Annotated in this window: 15 protein-coding genes; 6 read left to right on the forward strand and 9 right to left on the reverse strand. The window is 71.8% G+C overall.

Translation table 11 applies throughout. The features are described from left to right. Positions 1 to 86 precede the first annotated feature (86 nt). From DQE82_RS20060 to DQE82_RS20075, 4 genes are read right to left on the reverse strand one after another with little or no spacing between them, the layout of a single operon-like run. Positions 87 to 896, reverse strand: coding sequence for an inositol monophosphatase family protein (locus DQE82_RS20060; RefSeq protein WP_113973484.1), 810 nt, complete (start codon positions 894 to 896; stop codon positions 87 to 89). Continuing rightward, entirely contained in the window at positions 889 to 1,341 is a 453-nt protein-coding gene (locus DQE82_RS20065) for a response regulator (protein WP_043328130.1), read from the reverse strand. Before DQE82_RS20065 ends, DQE82_RS20060 begins: the two co-directional genes overlap by 8 nt. Then, on the reverse strand, positions 1,338 to 3,065 hold the full coding sequence (locus DQE82_RS20070; protein ID WP_064446848.1) for an ATP-binding protein: 1,728 nt from the start codon (positions 3,063 to 3,065) through the stop codon (positions 1,338 to 1,340). Before DQE82_RS20070 ends, DQE82_RS20065 begins: the two co-directional genes overlap by 4 nt. A 32-nt stretch (positions 3,066 to 3,097) precedes the next feature. Beyond that, a complete protein-coding gene (locus tag DQE82_RS20075; protein ID WP_064446658.1) occupies positions 3,098 to 4,291 on the reverse strand; it encodes a PP2C family protein-serine/threonine phosphatase in 1,194 nt (397 codons plus the stop codon). 311 nt (positions 4,292 to 4,602) lie between these two features. Between DQE82_RS20075 and DQE82_RS20080 the strand changes: the two genes are divergently transcribed. Both DQE82_RS20080 and DQE82_RS20085 read left to right on the forward strand, forming a co-directional pair. Continuing rightward, positions 4,603 to 6,981, forward strand: a complete 2,379-nt coding sequence (locus DQE82_RS20080) for a M28 family peptidase (RefSeq protein WP_113973485.1) — start codon at positions 4,603 to 4,605, stop codon at positions 6,979 to 6,981. 552 nt (positions 6,982 to 7,533) lie between these two features. After that, positions 7,534 to 7,773, forward strand: coding sequence for a hypothetical protein (locus DQE82_RS20085; RefSeq protein ID WP_147265155.1), 240 nt, complete (start codon positions 7,534 to 7,536; stop codon positions 7,771 to 7,773). Between the two features lie 99 nt (positions 7,774 to 7,872). Here DQE82_RS20085 and DQE82_RS20090 read toward each other — a convergent pair whose 3' ends face one another. From DQE82_RS20090 to DQE82_RS20100, 3 genes are all read right to left on the reverse strand, one after another. Continuing rightward, a complete protein-coding gene (locus DQE82_RS20090; protein WP_064446661.1) occupies positions 7,873 to 8,127 on the reverse strand; it encodes a Smr/MutS family protein in 255 nt (84 codons plus the stop codon). Positions 8,128 to 8,186: 59 nt separating this feature from the next. Next, positions 8,187 to 8,549 carry a M48 family metallopeptidase gene (locus DQE82_RS20095; RefSeq protein ID WP_018787684.1) on the reverse strand — a complete coding sequence of 121 codons (363 nt, stop codon included), beginning with the start codon at positions 8,547 to 8,549 and terminating at the stop codon, positions 8,187 to 8,189. Positions 8,550 to 8,637: 88 nt separating this feature from the next. After that, on the reverse strand, positions 8,638 to 9,408 hold the full coding sequence (locus DQE82_RS20100) for an ROK family protein (protein ID WP_064446662.1): 771 nt from the start codon (positions 9,406 to 9,408) through the stop codon (positions 8,638 to 8,640). 85 nt (positions 9,409 to 9,493) lie between these two features. Here DQE82_RS20100 and DQE82_RS20105 point away from each other — a divergent pair, with 85 nt between their 5' ends. The 3 genes from DQE82_RS20105 to DQE82_RS20120 all read left to right on the forward strand — a co-directional run bounded on the left by DQE82_RS20105 (position 9,494) and on the right by DQE82_RS20120 (position 12,756). Further along, a complete protein-coding gene (locus DQE82_RS20105; RefSeq protein ID WP_113973486.1) occupies positions 9,494 to 11,131 on the forward strand; it encodes an ABC-F family ATP-binding cassette domain-containing protein in 1,638 nt (545 codons plus the stop codon). A 38-nt stretch (positions 11,132 to 11,169) separates the two neighbouring features. After that, complete coding sequence (locus DQE82_RS20110) at positions 11,170 to 11,487, forward strand: hypothetical protein (RefSeq protein WP_043328117.1); 318 nt, start codon at positions 11,170 to 11,172, stop codon at positions 11,485 to 11,487. Between the two features lie 543 nt (positions 11,488 to 12,030). Then, entirely contained in the window at positions 12,031 to 12,756 is a 726-nt protein-coding gene (locus DQE82_RS20120; protein WP_113973488.1) for a methyltransferase domain-containing protein, read from the forward strand. Between the two features lie 169 nt (positions 12,757 to 12,925). On the opposite strand, the gene DQE82_RS20125 is transcribed toward DQE82_RS20120, so the two are convergent. Further along, the gene (locus DQE82_RS20125) at positions 12,926 to 13,930 is read right to left on the reverse strand and encodes a LacI family DNA-binding transcriptional regulator (RefSeq protein ID WP_113973489.1); all 1,005 of its coding nucleotides are present in this window, start codon (positions 13,928 to 13,930) and stop codon (positions 12,926 to 12,928) included. Between the two features lie 156 nt (positions 13,931 to 14,086). Beyond that, positions 14,087 to 15,580 carry an amino acid permease gene (locus DQE82_RS20130; protein WP_043328110.1) on the reverse strand — a complete coding sequence of 498 codons (1,494 nt, stop codon included), beginning with the start codon at positions 15,578 to 15,580 and terminating at the stop codon, positions 14,087 to 14,089. 274 nt (positions 15,581 to 15,854) lie between these two features. Here DQE82_RS20130 and DQE82_RS20135 point away from each other — a divergent pair, with 274 nt between their 5' ends. Next, positions 15,855 to 17,519 carry a glycoside hydrolase family 10 protein gene (locus DQE82_RS20135; protein ID WP_113973490.1) on the forward strand — a complete coding sequence of 555 codons (1,665 nt, stop codon included), beginning with the start codon at positions 15,855 to 15,857 and terminating at the stop codon, positions 17,517 to 17,519. Positions 17,520 to 17,522: the final 3 nt, after the last annotated feature.

Below are 17,522 nucleotides of genomic sequence, written 5' to 3' on the forward strand. Positions count from 1 at the left end.
CCGGAACACGCGCGACACGCCAGGCCGGAGACGGCGTACGGCGGCTGGCGTCGACGCAGCGTGCCGTGGCCGTCGCGCAGCGCCGCTCAACCACCCAGCAGGGCGGCGCTCACCTCGTCCCAGACGTCCGGGCTGGCCGCCACGAGCAGTCCCGTGCCGTCGTCGGCCGGGTGGTAGTCGGCGCCGTCGAAGCGGCGGGCCACACCGCCGGCCTCGCGCACCAGCAGGGTGCCCGGCGTGTGATCCCACGGCAGGGTGCGCCAGAACAACACGAACTGCTGCGCGCCGGTGAGGATGTCCAGGTACTCCCGGCCGGCGCAGTGCTGGCCGGGCAGCAACTCACCGATGCGGCGCCCGCCCTCCTCCACCCGGCGGCGGAAGTCCGGCGGCAGGAACTTCGTCGCCGCGGTGCCCCGCAGCGCGCCCACCCGCGGCTCCGCCGGCGGCGTCCGCAGCGTCGCTCCGTCCAGCCGGGTGCCCGCGCCGAGCCGGCCCGCCGCCATCGTGCCGTCCAGCGGGTCGTACACCCAGGAAGCCACCGGTACGCCGTCCGTGAGCAGCGCCGCCATCAGCGCGAACGGCCGCCGCCCGGCGGCGAAGTTGGAGGTGCCGTCGACCGGGTCGACGAGCCATACGTCACCGCTGCCGCGCAGGTGCCGCAGCAGGTCCGGGTCCTCGGCGACGGCCTCCTCGCCGACCACCACCGAACCGGGCAGCAACTGACGCAGACCCTCGGAGATCAGCGCCTCGGCCTCCCGGTCGGCGACAGTCACCACCTCGCCGGGCGCCTTCTCGGAGATGTCTGCCTCGTCGAGCCGGCGGAACAACGGCACGACGACCTTCGCCGCCGCCTCCCGCAGCAGCGCGCCGACGTCGTCCAGCAGCGGGTCAGCCACGCGGAGGCAGCTTGACCACGCTGACGAAGAACTCGTCGATCTGGCGGACCACCGAGATGAAGCGTTCGAAGTCCACCGGCTTGGTCACGTAGGCGTTGGCGTGCAGCTGGTAGCTACGCAGGATGTCCTCGTCGGCCTGCGAGGTGGTGAGCACCACGACCGGGATGCGGCGCAGTTCCCCGTCCTTCTTGATCTCTTCCAGCACCTCCCGGCCGTCGCGCCGGGGCAGGTTCAGGTCGAGCAGGATCAGGTCGGGCGTCACCGCGTCCGCGTACTGGCCCTCACGGCGCAGGTACGCGAGCGCCTCGGCGCCGTCGGAGACGACGGTGAGGCGGTTGCGGAGCTTGTGCTCCTCGAACGCCTCCTGGGTCATCAGCACGTCGCCCGGATCGTCCTCGACGAGCAGGACCTCGATCGGGCTCTTGCCGTCCGCGGGCGCGGTCATCCCACCGTCTCCTTCATGCCACCGTTTGTACCGTGTCCGTCCGCCTCCGCGGGCGGCTCTTCGCGTGCTTCGCCGTCCGGCTGACGCCCGACGGCCGCCGGGTCACCCTCGGCGGCCTCGGCCTGCTCCCCGGCCTCGGCCACCTCCGCCGCCTCCGCCGCCTTGGCGGCCTCGATGTCGGCCTCCAGCGCGGGCAGCGTGAACCGGATCGTGGTGCCCTCGTCGGCGTCGGTGTCCACCCAGACCCGGCCGCCGTGATACTCCACGATCTTCTTGACGATCGCCAGCCCGATGCCGGTGCCCGGGTACGCGTCCTTCGAGTGCAGCCGCTGGAAGATCACGAAGATCTTGTCGGCGAACTCCGGCTCGATCCCGATGCCGTTGTCCCGGCAGCTGATCTCCCACTCGCCGTCGACCAGCCGCGCCGACACGTGCACCTTCGGCGGCACATCCGGGCGGCGGAACTTCACCGAGTTGCTGACCAGGTTGACCAGCAGGTTGGTCAACAACGGCTCCTCGCCGCGGATGGTCGGCATCTCGCCCCAGGTCAGCTCCGCGTCGGCGTACTGCACGGCCGCCTCGGTCTGCCCCGCCACGTCGCCCATCACCTTGTTCAGGTCGACCTCGGTGAAACCGGTGGTCAGCCGGCCGATCCGGGAGAACGCCAGCAGGTCGTTGATCAGCCGCTGCATGCGCTGCGCGCCGTCCACCGCGAACGCGATGTACTGGTCGGCGCGCTCGTCGAGCTGCCCGGCGTACCGCCGCTGCAGGAGCTGGCAGAAGCTGGCCACCTTGCGCAGCGGCTCCTGCAGGTCGTGCGACGCGACGTAGGCGAACTGCTCCAGGTCACGGTTGGAGCGGGTCAGCTCCTCGGCCTGCTTCTGCAACTGGCTGTTGACCCACTCGATGCGCTCCCGCGCCTCGCGTACCTCGTCCAGCTCGCGGGCGATCTTCATCCGCATCTGGTCGATGTCCTCGGCGAGGCGGCGGAACTCCGGCGGCCCGGACCCCTCGATGCGGTGCCGGTAGTCGCCGTCGGCCACCTCACGCACCTGGCCGACCAGGGCGGCCAGCGGGCGGATCAGGATCCGGTCCAGCGAGAGCAGCATGACCACGCCGGCCGTCGTGACCACCAGCGCGGCGATGATCAGCAGCACGACAAGCGTGTTGCTCGTCGCGTTGACGCGGTCGGCGGTCTCCTGCCGGACGGTGAGGATCTCGTCCTGGAGCGTGTTCACCGACGAACGGATGCCGTCGAACTGCTGCCGCGTCGCGTCGGTGATCAGCGCCTGGCCCGCCGCCGCGCCGTCCCGCTCGACCGTGCTGATCACCGGCTCGGCCACCTGGCTCCGCCACTGCGCGGTCTTCTGCTCCACCACGTCCAGCGACCGGCGCACGTCCGGGTAGTCGGCGGAGAGATCGCGGATCGAGGCGGCCAGGCTCTGCTCGCGCTTCACGCCCTCCTGGTACGGCTCCAGGTCGGTACGGTCGCCGTTCACCGCGTACCCGCGCACCGAGGTCTCCTGGTCGAGCAGCGCGCTCATCAGCTCCTGCGCCTGCACCCGCAGCGGACCGGTCTTGAGCAGCACCGCGTCGATGTTCTGGCGGTTCTGCGCGGCGACCGCCGCCTCCGCGCCGGCCAACCCGAGCAGCAGCACGACCACCACGCCGAGCAGCGCGGCCACCCGCCGCCGCAGGGTCCACCCCTGCTGGTACGCCTTCACCGGTTCCTCCCCGTCGCCCTTCGCGCTCGCGCTCACCGGCCGCTGCCCCGCGTGACCAGCAACATCGCCACGTCGTCGGCCAGCGGGCCGCCGTTTATCTGCTCGGCGCGCCCCACCAGCCAGGCGGGCAGCTCGGACAGCGGCACCGCCCGGTTGGCCGGGTCGGCGAGCAGATCGGTCAGACCGGGCACGTCGAGCCGTTCGTCACCGCCGTCCACCCGGCCCTCGATGAGGCCGTCGGTGTACATCAGCAGGGACCAGTCGTCGGTGTCGAACTCCAGGTCGAAGGCGATCGGGCGGCGCGGCCGTACGCCCAGCAGCAGCCCGCCCCTGGCCGGCACCGGCGCGACAGTGCCGCCGCTGAGCAGCAGCGGCGGCGGGTGACCGGCGAGGCGTACGGTGGCCCGCGCCGACGCCAGGTCGAGCCGGGTGGTGGCCACCGTCGCGAAGATCTCCTGGAGGCGGCGCTCGCTCATCAGCACCTGCTCCAGCGCGGGCAGCACCTCGTCGTCCGGCACCCCGGCCAGCACCAGCGCCCGCCAGGCCACGCGCAGCTCGACGCCGAGCGCCGCCTCGTCCACGCCGTGCCCGCAGACGTCGCCGACGATCAGGTCGATCCGGTCCGGCCGGGTCTGCACCACGTCGTAGAAGTCGCCGCCGATCAGCGCGGCGTGCCGGCCGGGCCGGTAGAACGTGTGCACCGACACCTCGTCGGTGGTCATCAACGGCTGCGGCAGCAGGCCGCGCTCCAGGCGGGCGGACTCGGCCTGGCGCAGCTCCACCTCACGCAGCCGGCGGGCGTTCTCGTCGGCCCGCTTGCGCTCCACCGCGTACCGCAGCGCCCGGGTCAGCAGGACCCCGTCGACCTGGCCCTTGACCAGGTAGTCCTGCGCGCCCTCGGCGACCGCGACGATGCCCAGGTGCTCGTCGGACCGGCCGGTCAGCACGCAGACCGCCGCGCCGCTGGCCATCTCCAGCACCCGGCGCAGCCCGTCCAGGCCCTGCGCGTCCGGCAGGCCCAGGTCGAGCAGGACGCAGTCCACGCCCATCACCCGCTGCCGGGCCTCGCTGAGACTGGTCGCCACCAGCAGGTCGATCATCGAGTTGGTCTCGGCGAGCAGCTCGCCGACCAGGAAGGCGTCGCCCTCGTCGTCCTCGACCAGCAGCACCCGTAGCCGCTCGCCCGGCGGTACGCCGCCGTGCAGCCCCGCCCCGGCCGACGGCACGTGGACGGCGCCCGACGCGCCGGAACCCCGCTGCGGTCGGGTAACCGCCGCGAGTCGCGGGAGTTCGCTGGTGATGTCGGGCTCCTTCCGAATGCCCTGCTGATCCTGACTCAGACCACAGTCATACACAACGCGGCCGACACCGGCGCGGCGGAGCGGGTGACCGGTCCACCTCCACAGCGGCACGGTCGACAGACGATGTTACGCCGGGAGCGCTGTCACGCCCGCAGCGCACCGTCCGAGGACTGCCGCCGCAGCCCCCGGGGGTGCAGGATGATGCCCACCCCGTTGATCCACCCCGAGGAGTCCCCGTGGGCGCACCCCCCACCCGTCCCGCCGACCGGGCGCTCACCAAGCCCCGCCGCCGGCTGACCAGCGCCGTCGCCGCGCTGATCGCGCTGCTCGCCGTCGGGGCGGGCGTCCTGGTCGGCCTCTCCACCCCGGCGCCGGCCCCGGCGGACGCGCCCGAGCGCGAATTCAGCGCCGCCCGGGCGTACCGGAACGTCGAGGTGATCGCCGCCGAGCCGCACGTGGCGGGCAGCGCCGCGAACGACCGGGTACGCGAGCACCTGGTGGCGACGCTGCGCGGGCTGGGCCTGCAGACCGAGGTGCAGGACGCGGTCGCGCCCGAGGCCGGGCAGCTGTCCGGCGCGGCCGGCGGGGCCACGCTGGCCCGGGTCCGCAACGTGGTGGCCCGGCTCCCCGGCACCGACCCGACCGGGAAGGTGTTCCTGGTCTCCCACTACGACTCGGTGCAGACCGGGCCGGGCGGCAACGACGACGCCGCCGGCACCGCCACGATCCTGGAGGTGGCACGGGCGCTCACCACCGGCCCGCGCCCCCGCAACGACATCGTCTTCGTGCTCACCGACGCGGAGGAGGCGTGCCTGTGCGGGGCCGCCGGGTTCGCCGGCGACCACCCGCTCGCCCGTGACGGCGGGGTGGTGCTCAACCTGGAGGCGCGCGGCTCCACCGGCCCGGTGATCATGTTCGAGACGTCCCGGAACAACGCGAAGCTGGTCGAGGTGTTCGGCAAGGCCGCGCCGCACCCGGTGGGCACCTCGTTCGCGGTGGAGATCTACCGCGCGCTGCCGAACGACACCGACTTCACCGCGTTCCTCGACCGCAAATTCGTGGGCCTGAACTCGGCGTACATCGACGGCGGCGCGATCTACCACACCCCGCTGGACGTGCCGGCCCGGGTGGACCGGGGCAGCCTCCAGATGCACGGCGACAACGCGCTCGGCCTGGCCCGCGAATTCGGCCGCACCGACCTGGGCGACCTGCGCGCCGGCCACGACGACACCTACTTCCCGGTGCTCGGCGGCCTGGTGAGCTACCCCGGCTGGCTGACACTGCCGCTCGCCGTCGCCGCGCTGCTCGCCGTCGGCGCGCTCGGCTGGCTCCTGCGCCGCCGGGGCCGCGCCACCGCCGGCACGCTCGCCGCCGGCTTCGGCCTCACCCTGCTGCCGGTCGTCGTGGCGCCGCTCGGCGCGTGGCTGCTCTGGGCCGCGATCACCACGATCCGCCCCGGGTACGCCGAGCTGCTCGACCCGTACCGCCCGGTCTGGTATCGGCTCGCCGTGGTGGCGCTCTCCGCCGCGGTGCTGTTCTGCTGGTACGCGCTGCTGCGCCGACGGGTCGGCCCGGCCGCGCTGGCGTTCGGCGGGCTGGCCTGGCTCGCCGTGTTCGGCGTGCTGCTGGCGGTGGCGGTGCCCGGTGGGGCGTACCTGACGACACTGCCCGCCCTGGCCGGCGCGCTCGCCGGTTTCGCCGCGCTCGCCACCCGGCGCGACGGACCGTGGCCGGTGGTCGCGGTGACACTCGCCGCCGCGGTGGCGGTGGTGATCCTGCTGCCGCCGGTGGTGCTGCTGTTCCCGGCGCTCGGCATGGGCATGGGCGCGGTAGCCGCGCTCGTCGCGGTGCTGCTCGGCCTCGCCGTACTCCCGGTGGTGGACCTGCTGCACCCCCGGGCCAGCGGCCAGCGCGGCCTGCTCGCGCTGCGCGCACGCCGGCTCGGCGCGCTGCCCGCCGCGGCCGCCGCGCTGGCGGCGGTGGTGCTCGCCGGGGTCGGCCTCGCCGTGGACCGCTTCGACGCCGCGCATCCCGTGCCGACCCACCTGATGTACGCGCTGGACGCGGGCACCGGGAAGGCGGCTTGGCTCACGCGCGAGGAGAAGCCGCAGCCCTGGACCGACGGCTACGTCGACCGGAGCATCGCGGTGGCCGACGACTTCCCCGGGCTGGGCAACGGTGAGATGCGCGCCGGACCGGCCGCCGCGGCGCCCCTGCCCGCCCCGAAGCTGGACCTGCTCTCCGACACCCGCACCGGTGACCAGCGCGTGCTGCGCCTGCGCGTGACGCCGCAGCGGCAGGTACGCCTGCTCACGCTGCACGTCGACACCAGCACCGCCACCGTGCGGTCCGCCTCGGTGGCCGGGCGGGACGTGCCGGTCGAGCCGGGCGACGGCAGGTGGGGGTTCGGGATCGTGTTCCACGCCCCACCGCCGGAGGGTGTCGAGGTGACGCTGACGCTCGTGCCCGGCGCCGGGGCCGTTTCGGTGCGCGCGATGGACGCCAGTGACGGGCTCTCCGGGGTGCCCGGGTTCCGGGAGCGGCCGGAGGGTGTGGGCGTGGTCGGCTCGCACAGCTCGGAGATGCTGGCGGTGGCGCGCACGTACCCGCTCTGACCGCCACTTACTTGCACCACCTCGCCGAAGTGGCGGTATCCCCGCGCCGGGATACCGCCACTTCGGCGTACTGGAGTGGATCAAGTTAGAGCAAGCCGCGCCCGATCGTGCTGACAGCGATGGGGCGGCCGGTAAACGGCCTGATGTTGAACGGCACTCTCCCCCGACTGCGCCATTAGCCATCCAGGAGTGCCTGAGCGCAACAACCAGGAAATGCTTACGAGCGGTAGCGCTTCGTGACAGACATCATGCCCTTGCGCCCGCTCATCTTCCTCGATAGCTTGCTACGAGCAACGGGCACCGGCCGCTCACGGAAGGTGTGTGGCCCAACTATCGGGGGATTCCTTGCGTCTGATTAAATTGCGGTCCGCTGTTGCGTCGATTCTCATAGCCGCAGGTCTGGTTGGAGTCGCGTCTCCTGCGAATGCCGCCGCAACCGCTTACCTGACCAAGTCGACGAAGCTTGCGCGGATCCCGGCGGAGGGCATGGCCACTGCGTGCATATCCAGGCAGATCCAGCTCGCCTCGGGTACCTACTCGTGGGGTCACGTCATGCTCAACCAGGAAGGCTATCAGGAAAGAAGCATCTATCTCACTGCCGCGAACTACAACTGGAAAGAGTGCATTGATCCGCGTTCCGGATACTACACTCTCACCGGCTCCCTGCAAGTTATCGTAGACTCGGACCCCCTTCCGGCGGCCCACCTCGAACCGCTCGATATTGATATCCGCGGCATGAGCGATGAAGACCAGAATTGGACCTGGGGTAGCTACATAAACCCCAAGTTCTGACACGGACGGCGGTACGTGCCGGAGCACCCGGAAACGGCATGATCTTGCTTTCGGCCCCCTCTGAACGACCCAGGACGCAGGTCAGGGGGCATGCCGGTTCTACTTCCAGCGGAAATGCACGAACAAGCGGCCGAAGTTCTTCGAGTCCTTTTCGACCCGGTGGTAGAGCTGCTTCACGTCCTTCTGGTCGAGGAACCGCAGCACCTTCTTCTTCAGCGCGCCCGACCCCTTACCCGGGATGATCTCCACGAGCGTGGCCTTCTTCGCCACCGCCTCGTCGATGATCCCGCGTAGTGCACGATCGATGTCGTGGCCCTTGTTGTAGATGTCGTGGAGGTCGAGCTTGAGCTTCACGGTCCCATCCTAGGTACGCGGAAGGGCAGCCCGAGCGGGCTGCCCTTCCGCGTGATCAGTCAACGGCCGACCTTGCCCTCCACCCGGCGCAGCGCGGTGGCGTAGTCGGTGTTCGTCGAGTACATCGCGGCCGCGATGCGCAGGTGCCGCAGCGCGTCCACGGGCCGGTTCATTCGCTCCAGCGTGCGGCCGAGCACGTGGTGCGCGTAGTGGTCGCTCGGGTCCCGGTCGACCAGCTCGCGCAACTGCTCCTCGGCCCGGTTGAGCTGGGCCGACTGGAAGTAGGCGCGGGCCAGCAGCTGCCGGACCGACGAGTTGTCCGGCTCGGCCTCGATGATCGGTTCGAGCAGCCGGGCCGCTCCGGTCGGGTCACCCGCTTCGAAGAACATGGTCGCCCGCCGGTACTCCGCCAGAAGATCCACTCGACCCACCTCCTCGTGTCGCGCCAGGCCTTGGTCCGACGCTGGCACAACACCGGCGGGAGCGCGAGTGTTCCTGCGGGGCGAAAGATCAGGTTGTGGGGTCGTACCGGCCGCCGACCAGGTCCCAGGCCCGGACACCGCCCACGATTCCGGCGGTGTTCGGGACGATCACCACGTCGTCGCCCATCCGGGCCACCTGCTCGGGCCGGATCAGCCGGGAGTTGCCGCCGCCGAGGTACAGCCGGTCCCAGCGGAACACCGGCCGCAGGCCGTCCACCACCTGCCGGATCCGCCGGGACCAGAACGCGTCGCCGAGGCGCCGCCGTTCCGGCTCCCCCACGTACGTGTCATAGGTCGTGTTCCACCGCACCGGCGCGTGCGACAGCTCCAGGTGCGGCGCCAGCACCCCGCCGTCGAAGAGCGCGCTGCCGAGCCCGGTACCGAGCGTCAGCACCAGCTCGCAGCCGGTCCCGGCGACCACGCCCGCGCCGTGCACCTCGGCGTCGTTCAACACCAGCGCCGGCACGCCGAACGCCTCGGCCAGCGCGGTGCGCGCGTCGTACCCGGACCACTCGGCCAGCAGGTCCGGGTCGACGCGGCTGCGCGGCCCGGACCGCGTCACATAGTGCGGCGTGGCCACCACGACGCCGTGCCGGATCATGCCGGGCATGCCGACGGTGAGCCGGTCCGCCGTGGGCAGGCGGGCGCCGAGATCCAGCAGCGTCTTGACGAACAAGCCAGGCGGCAGCGGGTACGGCGTGGGCACGCGCAACGGCCGCGCGCGCATGGTCCCGGCGGCATCCAGCACGGAGGCCTTGATCCCGCCGCCACCGCAGTCGATCGCCAGTGTGGTCACCACGGCTGTGAGTCTCCCTCAGATCGGTGCCGCCGCGAGCGCGGGTCGCGGTAATCCGGATGCGCGCGCCGGTAGGCTCGGTGCCCTGATGAGCGCCACGTTGATCGCCAAGGACCTCACCGCCGGCCACGGTGACCGCATCCTCTTCGAAGACCTCGACCTGGTCGTCGCGCCCGGCGACGTGGTGGGTCTGGTCGGGGTCAACGGCGCGGGCAAGTCCACGCTGCTGCGTACCCTCGCCGGGCTGGTCCCACGCGAGCAGGGCACGGTCTCGCTCAGCCCGCCCACGGCGACGGTCGGCTACCTGCCGCAGGAGCCGGAGCGCCGGCCGGGCGAGACGGTCCGCGAGTTCCTGGCCCGGCGCACCGGGGTCAGCGCCGCGCAGGCCGCGCTCGATGCCGCCACCGAGGCGCTCACCGCCGGGGCGGCGGGCGCCGACGACGCGTACGCGAATGCTCTGGAACGCTGGCTCGACCTCGGCGGCGCGGACCTGGACGAGCGGGCCGCGCAGGTGGCCGCGGAGCTGGGTCTCGACGTCGGCCTCGACCATCCGATGACCGGCCTGTCCGGCGGGCAGGCCGCCCGCGCCGGGCTCGCGTCGCTGCTGCTCAGCCGGTACGACGTCTTCCTGCTCGACGAGCCCACGAACGACCTCGACCTGGCCGGGCTGGACCGGCTGGAACGCTTCGTCACCGGGCTGCGCGCCGGGACCGTGGTGGTCAGCCACGACCGCGAGTTCCTCACCCGCACCGTCACCCGGATCGTCGAGCTGGACCTGCATCAGCGGCAGGTCAACCACTTCGGCGGTGGCTACGCGGCCTATCTGGAGGAGCGGGAGGTGGCGCGCCGGCACGCCCGCGAGGAGTACGAGGAGTACGCCGACACGAAGGCCGGCCTGGAGGCGCGCGCCCGCACCCAGCGGGCGTGGATGGAGAAGGGCGTCAAGAACGCCCGCCGCAAGGCCACCGACAACGACAAGATCGGCCGCAAGTTCCGCACCGAGTCGACCGAGAAGCAGGCCGCGAAGGCCAAGCAGACGGCCCGGCTGATCGAGCGGCTGGAGGTGGTCGAGGAGCCGCGCAAGGAGTGGGAGCTGCGGATGGAGATCGCCGCCGCGCCCCGCGCCGGCGCCGTCGTGGCCTCGCTCCGAGGAGCAGTGGTACGCCGTGGCGGCTTCACGCTCGGCCCGGTGGACCTGCAGATCGACTGGGCCGACCGGGTGGCGATCACCGGGGCGAACGGCTCCGGCAAGAGCACCCTGCTCGCCGCGCTGCTCGGCCGGCTGCCACTGGACGAGGGGCACGCCGCGCTCGGCCCCGGCGTGGTGGTCGGCGAGGTCGACCAGGCCCGGGGACTGTTCCTCGGCGACCAGCCGCTGCTCGACGCGTTCGGCGCCGCCGTACCCGATCTCGCCCCGGCGGACGTGCGGACGCTGCTGGCGAAGTTCGGGCTGCGCGCCGACCACGTGCTGCGGCCGGCGGCGACGCTGTCCCCCGGCGAGCGGACCCGGGCCGCGCTGGCGCTGCTGCAGGGGCGCGGCGTGAACCTGCTGGTGCTCGACGAGCCGACCAACCACCTCGACCTGGCCGCGATCGAGCAGCTGGAGTCGGCGCTGGCGAGCTACCCGGGCACGCTGCTGCTGGTGACCCACGACCGGCGGATGCTCGACGCGGTGAGCGTCAACCGGCGGCTGCGCGTGGCGGACGGACGGATCGCCGAACACTGATCCATGCCGACCGGCGCGCGCGGGTCCACAATGAGCGCATGCTCAAGTGGGAGTACGCGCTGCTGGTCCGTCGTCGTCAACCCGCGTCGACCGACCTCGGGTTCGAGGTCGTCTTCATCTGGTACGGCCCGGACGGCTCCATGATCGACGTGACACCGTACGGCGACACCGCGCTGGCCCACCTGAACCGGGCCGGTGACCAGGGCTGGGAACTGGTCGCGATGAGCGAGGACCCGTCGCTGCCCGGCAACAACGAGCTGCACCGCTACCACCTCAAGCGCCCGAAGGCAGCGGCCGCCCAGCCGCGCCAGCGGATGCGCAGCTCCCGCACCATCCGCCGAACCCTCTCCCCCTGACCCTCCTCCCTCCCTCCCTCCCCGCCCCTCCCTCCCCTCAGCGCGTCGATCTTGCAGTTGCGGCCTCCCGTCTGCCCCTTTTGCGAGCTTGGCCCGGGCCACAACTCCATGATCGACAGCGCCCGCCCCAAGCCTCCCGTCGGAGCGTGCACCCCCGCCCCGAAACCGGCGGTGATCAAGGAGTTCGTGTGGACGTCGCCCTCGAAATAGGACACAAACTCCTTGATCAACGGGGTGGGGGGGTGGCCTCTCGCGATCGAGGAGTTCGGGTCCATCCACGCCGACGCCAGCACGAACTCCTTGATCCCCGAGTCGCGGGAGATCTTGGAAGGAAAGTGCCCCCATGACGGCCGAAATCTTCCAAGATCTCGGGCGCGCCCCGGTGATCAAGGAGTTTGTGTCCTCGCGGGCGTCTTCTGGTGACACAAACTCCTTGATCAACGGGTGGGGCGGGGCGGACGGCGGGACGGAGTGGAGGAGGACGGCGGACGGGTCGGGGCATATTGGGGTGAAATGGGGGTAACGGGCCGCCGGAGGTGGCGCATGGTGGCGATGGGGCAGACCGCGCTCTCGGGTGAGCGACTCCGGCAGACCGACGAGTTTCTCGCCGAGGCGTGGGCCGACCTGGTCCGGCACGACGAGCGGCTACGCGGGACGACCGTCGAGGTGCGCTTCGACCGGGGGGTGGCGCACCTGACCGGCGCGGTCGCCGACCCGGCGCAGTTGCGGCTGGTACGGGAGTTGATCGGCCGGCTGTCGGGCGTACTCGGGGTCTGGTGCCGGGTCGCCGTGGGCGGGCGGGCGCCGGTGGTGGTCGACCTGGGCTGCGGCGCGACCAAGCAGTGGCCGGGCAACCTGGGGCTGGACATCTATCCGGCGCCGGGGGTGAACGCGGTCGCCAATCTCGCCGGCTCGCTGCCGCTGCGCGACGACTCGGTGGACGTGTTCTTCGCGGTGCACATCGTCGAGCACCTGATCGACTTCCTGCCGCTGTTCGACGAGTGCCACCGGGTGCTGCGGCCCGGCGGTGTGCTCCACGTGATGAGCCCCTGGTGGCGGCACGTCAACGCGGTGGCCGACCCGACCCACGTACGCCTGCTGGACGTGCAGACGTTCAAGGGTATCTGCGGTCAGCGCCCGCCGGGTACGCCGCGCTGGTATCCGCTGCACGTCGGCTGCGACGGCGCGTCGGTCTTCGCCGACCTCACTCCCCTGCCCCCGGACGCGCCGCCCCCACCCGCATCCCACCTGGCCCGCTTCTTCGACTGACCCCGGCCGAGCCGGACCCCACCCCGGCCCCACCCGGACCCGGACCCACCCCGGACCCGGACCCACCCCGTCGATCATGAAGTTGGCGGCACTCAAGGAGATCGACATCGCCGCCAACTTCATGATCGACGCGGCCGGGACGCGGCTGAGACGCGGCTGAGACGCGGGGCTAGAGGGGGGCGGACTCTCGCAGGGCGAGGTGGTGAGGGGTCACCAGCTCGCGGGGTGGGGAGTCGCGGTCGGGGCCGAGACGTCCGGCCAGGAGCTCGACCGCCAGGCGGGCGATGCGTTCCTTGTCGGGGGCGACTGTGGTCAGCGTCGGGATCGAGAAGCGGCCGTCCTCGATGTCGTCGAAGCCGGCCACCGCGACGTCCTCGGGCACGCGCAGGCCCGCCTCGTGCAGGGCGCGCAGCGCGCCGAGCGCGAGCGTGTCGTTGAAGCAGAAGACGGCGTCGGGGCGTACCCCGGTGGCGAGCAGGTGCCGCATGGCGGCGGCGCCGTCCGCGCGGTGCCAGGCCGGCGCGGGCGCCACCAGTCGGTCGTCGTACGCGATGCCGGCCTCGGCCAGCGCGGCGGTGTAGCCGGCCAGGCGGAGCCGGGCGCTGGCGCCCTCGGGGGTGCGCTGGGAGCCGATCGCGGCGATCCGGCGGCGGCCGAGCCCGATCAGGTGGGCGGTGATCTCCCGGGCGGCGGCCACGTTGTCGATCATGATGTGGTCGGCGGGGCCGTTGTCGACCCGTTCGCCGAGCAGCACCACGGGCAGGCCGTGCAGGGCGGCGAGGTCGTCGGAGGTGAGCGCGAGCGGGCTCAGGATCAGGCCGTCGATCATGTGGTCGCCGATGCCGCTGGCGGCCTTGCGCTCCTGCTCGGAGCCGCCGCCGGTCTGGTGGATGAGCACCGTCCAGTCGTGGTCGGCGGCGGCGGTGACGACGTGCCGGGCCAGCTCGGCGAAGTAGGGGATGTCGAGCTCGGGCACGGCCAGGGCGATCACCCCGGTACGCCCTTTGCGCAGGTTGCGGGCCGACAGGTTGGGCCGGTAGTTGAGCGCGGCGATGGCCTCCTCGACCCGGGCCCGGGTGTCGGCGCGTACGTGCTGGTAGCCGTTGACGACGTTGGAAACGGTCTTCACCGACACTCCGGCCCGCTCCGCGACGTCCTTGAGCCTGTGCCGCACTGAACTGTCCTCCCGGTGAACGCTGGCCGCACTGTACCGCCTCACGACGACGTGACGACCTCTTCACACGGAGAGTTACAACGTTGCAGAAATTCACGGTCGATCAGGGCGGAGCCCTCCCGACCCGCGCGTCGGGAGGGCTCCGCGGTGCCCGCCTCAGGGGGTGGGGGCGGGCTCGGGGGTGTCCGAGTGCTCGCGCCGGGCGAGCCGGTTCTTGCGGTGGCCGTACCCGAAGTAGATGACCGCGCCGATCAGCATCCAGGCGAGGAACCGCAGCCAGGTCTCCACCGACAGGTTCAGGCTCAGGTAGAGGCACGCCACGGCGGTGAGGATCGGCAGCACCGGCGAGAACGGCACCTTGAACGGCCGCTCCAGGTCGGGCCGGCGCTTGCGCAGGATCGGCACCGCGATCGCGACCAGCGTGAACGCGCAGAGCGCGCCGATGCTGACCAGGTCGGCCAGCGCCGACAGCGGAAGGAAACCGGCGAGCAGCGCCACCGCGACGGTCATGATCCCGGCGATCCGGTACGGGGTACCCCAGCGCGGGTGCACCTTGGCGATGGCGGGCGGGATGAGCCCGTCCCGGGCGATGGCGAAGCCGATCCGGCCCATGGCCACCAGGTCGACCAGGATCACGCTGGTGAGCCCGGCGACGGCGGCGATGGAGACGAGCACCGCGGCCCAGCCGGCGCCGACCGCCCGGAACGCGGACGCGATCGGCGCGCCCTCGTCGATCTCGGTGTACTTGACCATGCCGACCACGACCAGCGAGACGCCGATGTAGAGCACCGTGGAGATGAGCAGCGTGCCGAGCAGACCCAGCGGCAGGTCCCGCTTGGGCTTGCGGGTCTCCTCACCCAGGTTCGCCACGGCCTCGAACCCGGTGTACGCGAAGAACACCACTGCGGCGGCGGTGAGCACCCCGACGAAACCGAAGACGGAGGGCTCCAGCCCGAAGATGACCTGGGTGACCGGCTGCTTGATGCCGTCGTCCCCGGCGCCGGCCGGCTCGGCGGCCGGGATGAACGGGCTGAGGTTGGCCGCCTTGACGAAGAACAGCCCGGCGATGATCACGAAGGCGCAGATCGCCACCTTGACCAGCACCAGCAGGTTGGTGACCCGGGCGGACTCCCGGATGCCGACGATGGCGACCACGCCGAGCACCAGCACGATGCCGATCGCGCCGAGGTTGACGACGCTGCCCTCCTCGGCGAACCAGGCGCTGGGCAGGCCGAACAGGTCGGCGAGGTAGCCGGACCAGCCGCGGGCCACCACCGCCGCGCCGAGCGCGAACTCCAGCAGCAGGTCCCAGCCGATGATCCAGGCGACGATCTCGCCCATCGTCGCGTACGCGTAGGTGTAGGCGCTGCCGGCGGTCGGCACGCTGCTGGCCAGTTCGGCGTAGCAGAGCGCGGCGAGCAGCGCGACCAGGCCGGCGATGCCGAACGAGATCACCACGCCCGGCCCGGCGCTGTTGCGCGCCTCGACACCGGTGAGCGTGAAGATGCCGGTGCCGATCACGATGCCGATGCCGAAGCCCATCAGGTCGACCGCGCCGAGCCGGCGCCGCAGTCCCGGCTTGCCGTCCTCGCCGTCGGCGTCGCCCTGGGCGAGCACGTCCCCGATCGGCTTGGTTCGCAGGACCGACATCTGATCACCTCCCCCGCCGTGTGGCCGCCACGGTGGCGGTCTGTGACCGGGCTAGCTACCCAGCCGTTTTCCGCTCCAATCCCGCACGGCAGGTATCGGAATCGTCACGATCCGGCCGAGGTCGGACGGCGCGGGACATCGATCACCGGTCAAGGTCTTGCGCCGGGCACGGATAGATGAAAGTTTCCTACCGGAGGCGTGGGCAGTGCGGCGAATCTTGCCGCAACCCCGCCCGCCGATCGTCCCCCCGGACCCGACGAAGGGACCGCACCGCATGAAGGCAACTCGGCTCGGAGCCGCCGCGCTGGCCGCGGCGCTGCTCAGCGCGCTGGTCGCCGGCACGCCGGCGCAGGCCGCACCCGACGACACCAGCACCGCCACTTCCCCCTCCACCGACTGCGTCACCGACCCGGCCACCCCCAAGCGCCAGTTCCGGGCCATGTGGATCGCCTCGGTGACGAACATCGACTGGCCCACAAAGGACTCCTGGACCGCGCCGGACCAGGTGGCCAAGCAGAAGGCCGAATACCTGGCCTGGCTCGACCTGGCCCAGAAGCTCAACCACAACGCCGTCGTGGTCCAGGTCCGCCCGACCGCCGACGCGTTCTGGCCCTCGCCGTACGAGCCGTGGTCGGAGTACCTGACCGGCGTACGCGGCAAGAACCCCGGCTGGGACCCGCTGGCCTTCCTGGTCGACGAGTCGCACAAGCGGAACCTGGAGTTCCACGCCTGGTTCAACCCGTACCGCGTCTCCATGCCCGCGCCCGGCGGCGCCGGCGCCGACCTGTCGCAACTGGCCCCGGACAGCCCGGCCCGCCAGCACCCCGACTGGGTCTTCGCCTACCCGCCCGCCGGCGTCGCCGGCAGCCGGCTCTACTACAACCCCGGCGTCCCCGAGGTCCGCGAGTTCGTCCAGACCGCGATGATGGACGCGGTCAAGCGGTACGACATCGACGGCGTGCACTTCGACGACTACTTCTACCCGTACCCGAGCGGCACCCACCAGGTGCCCGACGACGCCACGTTCGCGGCGTACAACAGGGGCTTCACGGACAAGGCCGACTGGCGGCGGGACAACATCAACCTGCTGATCCAGGAGATGAACGCCAAGATCAAGGCGGTCAAGCCGTGGGTGAAGTTCGGCGTCAGCCCGTTCGGCATCTGGCGCAACGCGTCGGCCGACCCGAACGGCTCGGACACCACCGGCTCGCAGTCGTACGACATCATCTCCGCCGACTCCCGCAAGTGGGTGAAGGAGGAGTGGATCGACTACATCGTGCCGCAGCTCTACTGGTACATCGGCCAGTACCCGGCCGCCGACTACGCCCGGCTCGTGCCGTGGTGGGCCGAGCAGGTGCGCGGCACGCGGGTGCAGCTCTACATCGGCCAGGCCGACTACAAGAGCGGTGACCCGGCGTACGGGTCGTTCTGGATGAACCCGCAGGAGCTGTCGAACCACCTGACGCTCAACCGGTCGTACCCGGAGGTGCTCGGCAACGTGCACTTCTCCGCGGTGCAGGTGCGGGCGAACCGGCTCGGCGCCACCGACATCTACGCCGCCGAGCACTACTCCCGCCCCGCGCTGGTGCCCACCATGACGCACCTGCCGCGCAAGCCGCTGCTGTTCCCGGTGGTCACCAAGGCCCAGCGGGAGGCGGACGGGGTACGCCTGAGCTGGCGTCAGCCGGCCGACGGCAAGGGCCCGCTCGGCACCGCCGCGTCGTACGCGATCTACCGGTTCGACGGGCACGGCCTGGCCGGGCGCTGCGACTTCGCCGACGCCTCGCACCTGGTCGGCACCGTGCGGGCCACCGACGGCGCCGTGCAGTCCTGGGTGGACACCACGGCGGCCGACGGCGCCCGGTACACCTACTACGTGACCGCGCTGGACCGGCTGGCGAACGAGAGCCCGGCGAGCCCGCCGCGCTTCGTCCGCTGATTC

The organism is Micromonospora sp. LHW51205 (genome assembly GCF_003315815.1).
GTDB lineage: Bacteria > Actinomycetota > Actinomycetes > Mycobacteriales > Micromonosporaceae > Micromonospora > Micromonospora chalcea.

Excerpts from the sequence above, each read along its gene's own strand:
- DQE82_RS20065 (WP_043328130.1), bottom strand. The coding sequence starts at position 1,341 with ATGACCGCGCCCGCGGACGGCAAGAGCCCGATCGAGGTCCTGCTCGTC.
- DQE82_RS20085 (WP_147265155.1), top strand. The coding sequence starts at position 7,534 with ATGCTCAACCAGGAAGGCTATCAGGAAAGAAGCATCTATCTCACTGCC.
- DQE82_RS20105 (WP_113973486.1), top strand. The coding sequence starts at position 9,494 with ATGAGCGCCACGTTGATCGCCAAGGACCTCACCGCCGGCCACGGTGAC.
- DQE82_RS20110 (WP_043328117.1), top strand. The coding sequence starts at position 11,170 with ATGCTCAAGTGGGAGTACGCGCTGCTGGTCCGTCGTCGTCAACCCGCG.
- DQE82_RS20120 (WP_113973488.1), top strand. The coding sequence starts at position 12,031 with ATGGTGGCGATGGGGCAGACCGCGCTCTCGGGTGAGCGACTCCGGCAG.
- DQE82_RS20130 (WP_043328110.1), bottom strand. The coding sequence starts at position 15,580 with ATGTCGGTCCTGCGAACCAAGCCGATCGGGGACGTGCTCGCCCAGGGC.
- DQE82_RS20135 (WP_113973490.1), top strand. The coding sequence starts at position 15,855 with ATGAAGGCAACTCGGCTCGGAGCCGCCGCGCTGGCCGCGGCGCTGCTC.